At 34.8% G+C, this 11,565-nt stretch carries 14 protein-coding genes; 8 read left to right on the top strand and 6 right to left on the bottom strand.

Going from position 1 to position 11,565, the window contains the following annotated elements; genetic code table 11:
* The first annotated feature begins 13 nt into the window (after positions 1 to 13).
* The 6 genes from ACYQ0O_RS03850 (at position 14) to ACYQ0O_RS03875 (ending at position 3,517) form a co-directional block, all read left to right on the top strand.
* A complete protein-coding gene (locus ACYQ0O_RS03850) occupies positions 14 to 325 on the top strand; it encodes a hypothetical protein (protein WP_459890812.1) in 312 nt (103 codons plus the stop codon).
* On the top strand, positions 326 to 637 hold the full coding sequence (locus ACYQ0O_RS03855; protein ID WP_075069967.1) for a 4Fe-4S dicluster domain-containing protein: 312 nt from the start codon (positions 326 to 328) through the stop codon (positions 635 to 637).
* Positions 630 to 1,559, top strand: coding sequence for a (Fe-S)-binding protein (locus ACYQ0O_RS03860; RefSeq protein ID WP_459890814.1), 930 nt, complete (start codon positions 630 to 632; stop codon positions 1,557 to 1,559). Before ACYQ0O_RS03855 ends, ACYQ0O_RS03860 begins: the two co-directional genes overlap by 8 nt.
* A 20-nt stretch (positions 1,560 to 1,579) precedes the next feature.
* A complete protein-coding gene (locus ACYQ0O_RS03865; RefSeq protein WP_459890816.1) occupies positions 1,580 to 1,948 on the top strand; it encodes a DsrE family protein in 369 nt (122 codons plus the stop codon).
* 210 nt (positions 1,949 to 2,158) lie between these two features.
* On the top strand, positions 2,159 to 2,293 hold the full coding sequence (locus ACYQ0O_RS03870) for a Rossmann-fold NAD(P)-binding domain-containing protein (protein WP_162507854.1): 135 nt from the start codon (positions 2,159 to 2,161) through the stop codon (positions 2,291 to 2,293).
* Positions 2,294 to 2,308: 15 nt separating this feature from the next.
* A complete protein-coding gene (locus ACYQ0O_RS03875) occupies positions 2,309 to 3,517 on the top strand; it encodes an FAD-dependent oxidoreductase (protein WP_459890818.1) in 1,209 nt (402 codons plus the stop codon).
* Positions 3,518 to 3,634: 117 nt separating this feature from the next.
* Here the strand turns inward: ACYQ0O_RS03875 and ACYQ0O_RS03880 are convergent, their stop codons facing one another.
* The 3 genes from ACYQ0O_RS03880 to ACYQ0O_RS03890 are packed head-to-tail and all read right to left on the bottom strand — an operon-like array spanning position 3,635 to position 7,242.
* Complete coding sequence (locus ACYQ0O_RS03880; RefSeq protein WP_459890820.1) at positions 3,635 to 5,491, bottom strand: aldehyde ferredoxin oxidoreductase family protein; 1,857 nt, start codon at positions 5,489 to 5,491, stop codon at positions 3,635 to 3,637.
* A gap of 10 nt (positions 5,492 to 5,501) precedes the next feature.
* On the bottom strand, positions 5,502 to 6,686 hold the full coding sequence (locus ACYQ0O_RS03885) for an iron-containing alcohol dehydrogenase (protein WP_459890822.1): 1,185 nt from the start codon (positions 6,684 to 6,686) through the stop codon (positions 5,502 to 5,504).
* A 31-nt stretch (positions 6,687 to 6,717) separates the two neighbouring features.
* Positions 6,718 to 7,242 carry a hypothetical protein gene (locus ACYQ0O_RS03890; RefSeq protein WP_459890824.1) on the bottom strand — a complete coding sequence of 175 codons (525 nt, stop codon included), beginning with the start codon at positions 7,240 to 7,242 and terminating at the stop codon, positions 6,718 to 6,720.
* A 162-nt stretch (positions 7,243 to 7,404) separates the two neighbouring features.
* On the opposite strand from ACYQ0O_RS03890, the gene ACYQ0O_RS03895 reads away from it, so the two are divergent.
* Together ACYQ0O_RS03895 and ACYQ0O_RS03900 are read left to right on the top strand one after the other, a co-directional pair.
* On the top strand, positions 7,405 to 7,800 hold the full coding sequence (locus ACYQ0O_RS03895; RefSeq protein WP_459890826.1) for a DUF2914 domain-containing protein: 396 nt from the start codon (positions 7,405 to 7,407) through the stop codon (positions 7,798 to 7,800).
* A gap of 1 nt (position 7,801) precedes the next feature.
* On the top strand, positions 7,802 to 9,229 hold the full coding sequence (locus ACYQ0O_RS03900; protein ID WP_459890828.1) for a diadenylate cyclase: 1,428 nt from the start codon (positions 7,802 to 7,804) through the stop codon (positions 9,227 to 9,229).
* Here ACYQ0O_RS03900 and ACYQ0O_RS03905 read toward each other — a convergent pair.
* The 3 genes from ACYQ0O_RS03905 to ACYQ0O_RS03915 form a co-directional block, all read right to left on the bottom strand.
* Positions 9,226 to 10,083, bottom strand: a complete 858-nt coding sequence (locus tag ACYQ0O_RS03905; protein ID WP_459890830.1) for a heterodisulfide reductase-related iron-sulfur binding cluster — start codon at positions 10,081 to 10,083, stop codon at positions 9,226 to 9,228. The two genes, ACYQ0O_RS03900 and ACYQ0O_RS03905, sit on opposite strands and share 4 nt — an antisense overlap.
* Positions 10,067 to 10,597 carry a 4Fe-4S dicluster domain-containing protein gene (locus ACYQ0O_RS03910; protein ID WP_459890832.1) on the bottom strand — a complete coding sequence of 177 codons (531 nt, stop codon included), beginning with the start codon at positions 10,595 to 10,597 and terminating at the stop codon, positions 10,067 to 10,069. The genes ACYQ0O_RS03905 and ACYQ0O_RS03910 overlap by 17 nt, the downstream gene beginning before the upstream one ends.
* A gap of 563 nt (positions 10,598 to 11,160) precedes the next feature.
* Entirely contained in the window at positions 11,161 to 11,289 is a 129-nt protein-coding gene (locus ACYQ0O_RS03915) for a hypothetical protein (RefSeq protein WP_459890834.1), read from the bottom strand.
* Positions 11,290 to 11,565: the final 276 nt, after the last annotated feature.

Genomic DNA, 11,565 nt, shown 5'->3' on the forward strand with positions numbered 1-11,565 from the left:
AGGACGATTTGCCATGATAGATAAAGAAAAACTAAAAAAACTTCGGGAAGATAGAAAAGATAGGATAAAAGAAGTTAGAGAGATGGTAAAAGAACAAAATAAGGTTAAGGACGCAATAAAAAACTCCCTTAAAGATGGACCAAAGATTGTACCAGAAATAGCCAGGGCAACTGGATATGAAATGGATACTGTAATGTGGTATATTGCTTCTCTAAAAAAATATGGGGAGGTGTTAGAAGGTGAGAAAGAGGGAGACTATTTTACCTATATTTTAGTTCAAGATATGGATATGGATTCAAATAAGGATAAACAGGGGGATAATTAGATGAGAATAATTAATCCACATTTAGATAAGGAACTCACAAAATATGGTATAGATAGTCAGAATATGTGTTTTAATTGCGGCACATGTTCTGCTATCTGTCCCCTTTTTGAAAATAGCTTTCCCAGGAGATTTATGCGTTATATTCAGATTGGAGCAGAAGATGAGATTTTAAAATCAAAAATGGAGCTTTTTAAGTGTCTGCACTGTGGGCTGTGCACATCTTCCTGTCCAAGGGGCGCAAATCCTGGGGAGGTCATGTTAGGTCTTAAAAGGTTTGTGCTAGAGAAAATGAGGAGGCAAATCCATGTTTAATCCCAAAGATATAATAGATGTTATGGCAAGAAATGTAATTAAGACCAAAAATCCCTTTGGTCTTAACGCAAAGAATTTAAATACCTGGTGGGAACTAGAAGATTTAAAAGAACAAGGGGAGTACCTCCTGTTTACTGGACTTATGTATCAAATGCTCCCATATATTGAGGTTGTCTCTTCAAAGATGGAACAGATGGAGGACAAAAAGATTTCAAGCTATACATCCCTTGGGAAATTTATTCCATCTACACTATCGTCTCTGGTCATGGACAAACTCATATCAAAAGACGAAAAAGAAATCTCCACAGAGGTTTTAAGGAGTATTGTGTGGTTACTCAAAAAATCTGATATTGACTTTTATTACAAACCTGAACTCGATATGTACAGTGGGATACTCCTATATGACCTTGGTGATCTAAGATATTTTAAAGAACATGCAAAATATGTTGCTAAGGTTCTAAAGGAAAACAAAGTTACAAAGATAATAACAGTAGATCCACATACAACATATGCACTTAAGGTCCTATATCCTAAATATATCCATATCTCTTTTGATGTTGTCACCTATCTTGAACTTCTAAATTTAGAAGGAGATGTGTCTAAAAAGGTTACCCTACATGATCCATGCTTTTATGGTAGGTATTTGGAAATTTCAGATTGTCCCAGGCGTCTATTAAAGGGAATAGGGGTAGAAGTTATGGATTTGCAGAGAAATGGAAAATTCACCCATTGTTGTGGTGGACCTGCTGAATCCTTGTCTCCAAAACTTGCAGATGAAATCAGAAAAAAAAGAATATCCCAGCTAAATGGAAACGGAAATACAATCATTACCATGTGCCCAATCTGTTATGCAAACCTTAAAAAAGAGACTTCTAATATTGAGGATATGGCTAATTTTCTAAAGGAAACATTATCTAACTAAAAACTCGTGGAGGAGAAGTTATGGAAAAAAAAGAAAAAATAGTCTACATCTTAACCTATGGGGGTGAAGATTCTGAGAGAGCAACACTTTTGTTTACCCTGGCAACTGGAGCCCTGGCCATGGACATTGATGCAACTGTACTTTTACAAGGAAATGCAGTGTTTTTGGCAAAAAAGGGTTATATAGAACATGTTAGGGCATGTGGCTTAAAGCCATTAAAGGAATTGATGGACAGCTTTTTAGAGATGGGAGGAAAACTCCTTGTATGTCAACCATGTATTAATGAAAGGAAAATAGGCACTGAGGATTTAATCGAAGGTGCCAAGCCAAGTGGTTCGGGAGAGATCACAAAAGAGATTTTAGAAGGTCACTCAACCTTGGTCTACTAAGCTTTCCATTTGTGTTACAGGCCGGCAAAGCCGGCCTATTCCCCTAATTCTTTTCAAGATGTTAATTCTATATAATTAATGTAAGATTTAATCACCGTGTATTGAGCTAATGTATTAAAAATTTTGTTTTAATTGACATTAATTATTTATTGGGTATATGGTTAATTTTGATTTTATAAAAAAGAAAAAAGTAATTAAAGGAGGGAAGAGATGAAACAGGGTGAAAAATTAGTTATTGTTGGTTGTAGTGGATCTGGAGGACCTGCTGCAATGTTATCTAGAAAGTTAATGCCAGATATTGATATTACTGTAGTTAGAAAGGAAAAATTTTTTATTGTGAGATGAGCCCTGCCACACGTTGTGGCCGGTCTGGCCGCAGGCGAATCCATTGTAGTTCCAGACAAGATGTTAAAAGATGCAGGTATTAATGTAGTTGTAGATGAAGTGACAAAAATAGATCCAGAAAAAAAAGAGGTTTATACTGCCGGGGGTAAGGGATTTCAATATGACAAACTATATTTAGCTACAGGATCTAGGCCATTTATACCACCCATTGAAGGAAAGGATTTAGAAGGTGTGGTGAGTCTCCGTGGACTTGGTGATGCTGAAAAAATAAAGACATTCCTTTCTGAAAAACAGCCTGAAAACATAGTGTTTATTGGTGCTGGATTTATTTCCATGGAAATTGCCTCTCTTCTTATGGAAAACATGCCTGGTAAGTTTAACATAAGCATTGTTGAACTCATGGATCGCCCACTTCCCCTTATGCTTGATAAGGACATGGCTGATTTGGTTACTGAATACCTAACAGAAAAGGGATTAAATATTCTAACTGGTGAAAAAGTAGAAAAGATACTTGGTAACAATGGTAAGGTATCAGGTGTTGCTCTAGAATCAGGGAAAAAATTGGATGCAGACATGGTATTTGTAAATGTGGGAGTTAGACCCAATATTGAACTAGCCCAGGAGATAGGTTTGGAAATGGGTAAATTTGGGATAAAGGTAAATCAATATCAAGAGACCTCTAATCCAGACATCCTGGCAGGTGGTGACTGTGTGGAAAAGATCAATTTTATAACAAAGAAACCTACTGGTGGAAGATTGAGGGGGCCTGCAGTAATGCAGGGACGAGTGGCTGCAAAGCGTCTTGCTGGATTCAATATAGGGTTTCCAGGAGTAGTGGACGCTGGGGGTTGTAAGCTTTTTGATATGACTATCACAGCTACAGGTCTTAGTGAGACAAATGCTGCAAGGGAAGGATTTGAGACCGTGTGTGCCACAGTTGATTCAAGGAGCAAACATAAGATGATTCCAGGAATGAAGCCCTGGAGGATTAAGCTTATATTTGACAGAAAGACTCAAAGATTACTAGGAGGACAAATTGTAAGCCATGCAATCCCGCCAGCAAGGGAAATAGATGCCATTACTGCATTTATCCTTGGTGGTAAGACCATCTCTGACTTAACAACTTTTACCTCTGCCTGTAATCCAGACATATCCTCTGAACCAAGCGCAGAGCCCATCACCATTGCAGCAGAACAGGCATTGCAAAAATTAAAAAAATCATAATTGAAAATAACTTATCTACTTCCTAACCCGAGTTTATCATTTTGATAAACTCGGGTTAATCCAGAAATTTAAATAAAAAAAGGATAAAAAAGGCCGGATGTGCCGGCCCTAAATTTTTCAGACAATTCCCAGTTTTTTAAGGGTTTCTTTTTTAGGAACTCCATTTTCATCATATCCCCTAATCTTATAGTAGTCCTTTAGCATCTTATCTAAAGGAATCTTTGGGGATTTTCCTAGATCTTTTAAAAGCTCATTTAAAAATCTTGGTGGCAATGTATCGTGATCTTTATTTATACCTTCTCTGCAGTTTAAATGTCTCTCCAGAATGTGTATTCTGTCCCCAGCCATTAAAAACTCTTTTCTACTAAGATCTGTGCCCACCACAGAAGACCAAAAATCCCTATATATTCCAAAATCAATCAAAGGAATTGCAATATCTGGCATATATTGCATTGTGAGTTTTAAATTTATATTTGGAGTATATTTAGATATTGGAGGTTCTAAGATATATGCAAACATTGTAAATTGACATAGTTGCAGAGAATTTATTACTGCTGTTAAGGATTCAAAAAATTTTACATATTTTGCCTTTGCCTTATGGGTAAATGGATTTAAAAGATCAAAGTATACATCCTGAGCTACTAAAAATGCAGACAGATGACATCCACCTCTATTTGCCACTGCATAATTAAGTGCCTGGCCAAATGAACCCCGTGGATCATATCCTGCTACCTCTAATCCCTTTACATGGATTGCAAATTCAGATCCACCATATTTTTCACTAAGGTATTTAACACCATTACCAAGCTCCTTGCCAAGTCCTCGGGCAAGTCCAATATCTTCTATAATCTCTTTTATGTTTTCCTTTGATCCAAATCTTATTTTAGGATCAATAATATTTTTTTCACCTGCTTCCATATACCAGGCAAGTACTCCCCCAAGAGATATAGTATCCAGCCCCAGATCACCTGCTATTTCATTTAATTCAGCGATAAATTCCCTATCAAATATCTCCAAATTTGAACCCAGTAAGGCTACTGTTTCATATTCTGGAACCACCTTTGTTTTTCCCTTAAATACACCTTTTTGCCCACATAAAATCGCACAGGATTTGCAGGTATGAGGTTTTGCAAGGTGCATATCTCTAAATTCTTCTCCTGAAATATTGTATGCCCTTTGGTCTCGTCCCCTTTGGAAATTTCTCACAGGAAGTATTCCTGCCATGTTATTTAAAATCAAATTGGCCCTGGTTCCAAAATTTCGATATAGATAAGAGGTTACTTCGTTTCTGTTTATATATTTTATGGCCTTTTTCTTTGTTTTTTCAAAAAGTCTTTGATTTTTAGGCAGGATATTATATTTCTTTCCCCTGGCAACAATGGCCTTTATGTTTTTTGACCCCAAGACTGCTCCAAGTCCCCCTCTGCCAAGAAATCTGTCTGCGGACCTGATATTTGCTATTCTAACAACTTTTTCTCCTGCTGGTCCGATTGTCAACTCCCCTGCATTTTTTAAATCCAATTTTCTTCTAACTTCATTGGTTCCCATCATTGAAAGACCATTTGCAGGTAGAAATTTTACTCCCTCATGATCAATTTCCAGGACAGTTAGTTCTTTTGCCTTTCCTTTAATTATCAGTCCATCCCATCCGGCAGTTTTTAAGTAAAAACCAAAGGGACCACCACATGAGGAAGTGGAGACAATCCCTGTTAATGGGGATTTTGTTATGGCATGGAATCGATTTGAACAAGGGGCCTTTGTCCCCATCATGACACCTGGCATAAATATAATAATATTCTCAGGAGAGAGTGGGTCTATACCAGGTTGTAATCTATCATATAGGAGTTTTAACCCAAGTCCCTTTGCTCCTAAATACATCTTTCTTTCCTCGTGGGATATCATATATATATCAAATGTGGATCTGGTTAAATCCACCTCTAGCACTTTATTGCTGGTTCCAATTATAGTTTGCATACATCTTCCCCTAATTATAAGCCTTTTTTAAAATTTTCATTGCCTCATCAAATGACATTTCCTTTGGATTAAATATAATTGAAGGATCATCTATTGCCAGTTTTGCAATTTCAGGAAGTTTATCTTCGCTTACCCCAGCTTCTTTCAATGTCCTTGGTAAGTTGCATAACTGATACAATTTATCCTTTAATTCCCTAACTATTTCAATTGATTTAATAGCACGCTTTTCTTTAGGAGTGCTGACGTATTCTTCTTCTCCCCCAAGGTAGAGCAAGAGTTCTGCCAATTCTTTTTCATTTTTTTCAAGATTGAATTCCATGCCAAAAGGAAGAAAAATGGACATGGCTACTCCATGGGGCACGTGGGCAACAGATCCTGTTGCATGACCCAATGAATGTACCATTCCAACCATTGAATTGGAAAAGGCTATCCCCGCCATAGTGGCTGCATTTGCCATGGCTAGCCGGGCATCTTTGTTCTTTCCATTTTTTACAGCTTCAATTAGATTTTCTCTAATAAGCCTTATAGCTGATATCGCATATCCATCACTAAGGGGATTTTTCTGAATACAATAAAATGCCTCCACAGCATGTGTTAGGGCATCCATTCCTGTTGCAGCAGTAATATGGGGTGGCAAGGATAAGGTCATTCTAGGGTCTAAAATGGCTATTTGGGGAAGTAGGAAATAAGATGTAAAAGCCATTTTGACTCCATTATCTTCATTGTATATAACAGCTACTAATGTTACTTCTGATCCTGTACCTGATGTTGTTGGAATAACAACAAATGGTTTTAAAGGTTTTTTTATTCTCTCTGCTCCTACAAATTGCATGAGATCATCTGTATCCTCTGATACAACTATATTAACTCCCTTTGCTGTATCGATAGCAGAACCACCACCAATTGCTATAATACCATCACACTTATTTTTTCTAAAAATTGCAGCCGCTTCATTTACAATCCTATTTGATGAATCAGGTGGGACTTCATCATAAATTGGAGGTGCATCCATGTTATATTCTTTGAACACTTCTTTAACCAGATCAATAATACCCGCTAAAACTATACCTTTATCAGTAATAACAAGAGGTCTTGAAACCCCCATTTGACTCAATTCATAAGGTAAGTTGTCCAATGCCTTGTTACCAGATATTATTTTTACTGGACAATAAAATTCATAGTATGATGGAATCATCTTGACTTTCTCCTTTTGTTTTTTTGTTATATTATAATCCCAATGGTATTCCGAGTAGGTACAAATACATCATTCTATAGAATCTTTCATATTTCATTTCAGGAATTTCCTTTAAAAGCTTTCTGCAGATAAAATCTGGGTAAAGATAAGGTATTAATACATTTAAACAGCGATTAAAAGATACTGCTTTGGCCAGGTCACCAATTACATTCATTCTGTGCTGTGCAAAACCCTCAGCAACCCCAACTTGTGGAGTCATCAGTAAAAATGCACAGGTGAGATTTTTAAAGTTGATATTTAAATCAGCCTCTTTTAATTTTGAGCCCATATAAAGCAACCTTCCATTTTCCTTCTTCCAGCCAACACAAGGACCAGATGGAAGTACGTTCATTTTTATTGAAAATCCTTCATCCCAGCTGGCTACCTCTCGTCTGATCCGTGATTCAAATTTAGATGCGCTGGCTAAAGACCTACCTAAAATAAAAAATACTGTCTTTATGGTAAGTTTTTTGAAATATTTAGTCCCAGGAAATACTATAGTGGCAATCTTTTGCATCAACATCCCCCTTTACTTACTTGTCGTTAATTTTGCAAATGAATATACCTTAAAGGGTAAAAAAGATCAAGGTAGTGTAAAAATATTATAGTCTATTTATTTGTTGAAATGGAATGACAAAATAGTTATTTTAAAGAGACATTTTAAAATATGGAGTAGATTGTGAAACAAATTAGTTGGTTAAAGGTATTTTTGATTGTTTTTTCATTGATTGTCCTTCAACTGAAGGTATATGGGTACGAGCTTTCCTCAGCACAAATTTGTGAGGACATAGTAAATGGTCAGCCTAAATATATGAGTTTGGTATTTTCTTCATCCATAAAAAAAATTTATTGTTATAGCTCATTTAATAATATCTCAAAGGAAGGTTTTATATATCATCTTTGGTATTTTAAAGATAAATTGGTATCAAAGGTGAAATTAAAGCTTAAACCACCTGTTTGGGCCACCTTTAGCAGGATATACATAAGGGACTCTGATATTGGCCCTTGGAGAGTTGATATAGTAGATGAAAATGGTAGTGTAATTTATACGTTACGATTTAGCGTGGTTGAATAAGATGAAAGATTTATTTAATGTTATATTATCTACCATTACTATAAAAGATCTTTTAGATATTTTGATAAATAGCTATATATTGTTTAGAATTTATGTACTATTTTATGGAACTGCAATTTTTAGGGCATTAATTGGTCTAGTATTACTTCTTATTTGTCAGAGAATTTCTTCATATGCCGGTTTGGTGATGACAAGTTACATAATTCAAGGTATTATTACTGTTGCTTTATTTGTTATAATCATTGGATTTAGACATGAATTAAGGGGTATATTACAGACAAAAAATATTGGTGATATATTTTGGAGAATTAGGATAAGGCGTGTTGAGAAATCAAATTTTTTTGATCTTATAGAAAGTGTATTTTCTTTATCTGAGAAAAAAGTAGGTGCATTGATTGTAATTCCAGGAAAAAACAGTGTGAATCCCTTTATAGCAGGAGGAACTAGACTTGATGCACTAATAAGCCAGGAATTAATAGAAAGCATATTCATGTCAAAGGGGCCTTTACATGATGGAGCCATTGTATTGGAAGGAGGTAAAATAAAGAGGGCTGGAGTTGTATTGCCTTTAACAGAAAAAGAAGATCTTCCTGCCTATTATGGTACTAGACATAGAGCTGCACTTGGACTTAGTGAAGTTTGTGATGCTTTGGTGATTGTAGTGTCAGAAGAAAGGGGAAGTGTATCCATTGCAATTGGAGGAGAAATCTTTCAAATTTACGACAAAAAGGACTTGGATTTAATATTAAATAGTCACCTAGGTGATACTGCCAAAAATAAGCTGAGTAAAGATTATGTCTCGTACACATTTGCTGCCCTTATTTGTTTTTTTATTATTAGTGGGGTTTGGTTTACTTTTACCAGAGGACAAACATCATTTGCATCACTTAGTGTTCCAGTGGAGATCATGAAAAAATCATCAGATATTGATATAGTCAGTACTTCTCCAAACAGTGTGAAATTAACATTGAGTGGGCCCAGGGTTATTCTTCGTTCCATTAATGAAAATGATATCGATTTATATGTTAGGGTAAAAGATCAAGAACCTGGCACGTATTTATACGATATTACAGAAAAAAATGTCTCTCTACCACCTGGTATAAAGATAGTTAAATTAAATCCTTCAAGGATTAAAATAAAATTGGACAAGATAATAACCAAGGAATTGCCTGTCCAGGTGGACTGGGTGGGTAAGCTCAAAAAAGATATATTGATAACTAATGTCAAAGTGATCCCTGCCAAAGTTCATGTTATAGGGCCAAAAAGTTTTCTAGATTCAATTTCAACTATTTATACAGAAAAAGTACCTGTTGATAACATAGGTAAATCAGGGGAAATAAGTGTGGGACTGAAGCTAGATCCTGCCTTAAAGATAAAGGATCAGATATACAAAGTGAAGGTGGAATATGTAGTGGAAAAAAGGGATTAGGATTTGGATATTAGTCCCATTTTTTTAAGAAGGGGTAATGGATCTATTAAGTGTCTATTAAACCAATCAATATGAGAGTTTTCTCCAAAGCTTAATGCAAGTATTTCTGAAAAATGAAAAACAGGAATTCTATCTTTTATAGTAGATCTCATCTCCAAAGTTAGATGACACATTGAACATGCAGTTACAATGCATTGAGCATTTGAATTTACAGCATTTTTAAATATATTGTTTATTACTTTTGTTATCTCAAGAGGTTTTACAGCAGCCAAAAAGGTTCCACAACATTTTGTCCTATCAGACCAAATAATACTCCTTCCTCCTAACACTTGTATAATAGATTCAATTAAAGTGGGTTCGAACAGCTCTTCTCTTAATTTTGGTGGAATATTTTTCATGCATCCATAATATGGAGCCACAATTAATCCATTTAGTGGGATTTTAGGGTTAATCTTATGTTTATGTTCATTTAAAAACTCAAGTATATGGACAAGTCTTAATCTATGGGGAAAAGGAACTTTAAAATCCTTTTCAAACTTGTCGACTTTTTTGGGATCTTGTTTAGTAATTGTATGCGCATATTTTAATCTTAAGAAGCAAGAGGGACAGGCAATTAGCATTTCTTTTTTTTCATATGCAAGGGCTATATTTCTCAATGCCAATTGAATAGCAATCTCTAAATTAATGGAGTGTGCCGAAGATGTTCCGCAGCAGTTCCATCCATCTAACTCTTTTAAATATACGCCTATTTTATTGTAAACAATTTTAAGGGATGCATAATTTTCTTGTGCAGAAGTAGTTAGAGAACATCCAGGAAAGAAAGTTACTTGGTATAGATTATTTATCTTCATCATTATAGTTATTAAATATTTTTTTTATTTCATTTATATGATCAAAATTTGGAGGACTTAAATGGATTTTCCTTTTTAAAAACATTTTCAAACCCGTTCCCACGTCAGTAAAAAAATCAAGATTTTTTAATTTAAAGTTAAACATTATTTCCAATTTGTGGGTCTTGCCATATTTTTTTATGGAATTTAATACTTCTTGGTGAAATTCAAATATTTTAGGTTCTGGTATATTTAAATTATTTTCTATGATATACTCTTTAATAATATCAAAAAATGTTGGTATATCAATGGACATAGGACACACAAAAGAGCAACTATTGCATCCAACACATATCCATGGAGTTTTTGAGGACAATATTTTATCTATAGATCCAATTTGAGCATATCTAATAACAATATGAGGTGGATAGTCCATAATATTGACAAAAGGACATCCATTTGAACAGCTGACACATTGCATACAGCTATATATATTGATGCCATATTTTTTTATTTTATTTATTAAATTAGTATACATAGGCCATAAGATTTAATCAATTATAAATTATAATCAATCTATAAAATACTTATCCTATTTTTAGATTTTTTTCAAATGAAATTATTTTATCAACAGGACTACGTCAAAGTCGTCAATCATCTAAAAATATCAACATGATAATTTTTTGCTGTCCTTTTTTACCTGACTGAGATATAATTTTTTTATGTTGTTGAAACATGGAAAGATAAAAGTTTCAAGGCTGCCTTTAGCAATTCGTATAATACGTAAGGAAGAGATGTCGAGATGGCAGTCATTGATGAACCGGTATCATTATCAGAGTTTGTCAATAAAGATGTCGCCAAAAGCCATACCATTTTTTCCATCAAGCAGCCTTTTTACATTGTTGTTCATTAACTGGATTAAGGTCTACTGTAAGGACTGGATCCCAGTTGCGAATATTTGCAGACCAGCGCTCTGGATGTTTGGACCGGGCCTTTTTGTAAACCTCTTTACGCCTTGCTAACCCAAGTTTATCAAAATTTTTGATAACATATTGTAATAATTGTAATTTATTTTTTATTTTCCCACTACAAATTTTCTAACTAACTGATTTTTATTACTCTTTTTAGAGGTTTTAGTGGTATATCTAAGGCATTAAGTATCTTTATGTGATATGGCTCTGGTTCTGATGTCTGTCTTAAATGAACTACCTTTTTTTGTTTAGTTTTCATGGTGGTTGTTACTCTCACCAGGGTCCTTAAATTTTCTCTTATGTGAAAATTTTCATTGTAAATTGACCCACCTAATGATAAATAAACCTCCTATAATATATAGATATAGGAGGGAAGAGAGGTGATAAGCATGGAAGACTGGGTAACTATTAGGAATTTAAAGAAAAAGCGTCCTGATTTGGGCACGAGGGGCACTTGTCAAGAATTTTGTGTAAAGGCATATAAATTCTCCAAGGAGTAATCATCGGTTTCAAAAGTTTTATAGAAGATAGAGTA

Source organism: Desulfothermus okinawensis JCM 13304 (assembly GCF_054654515.1).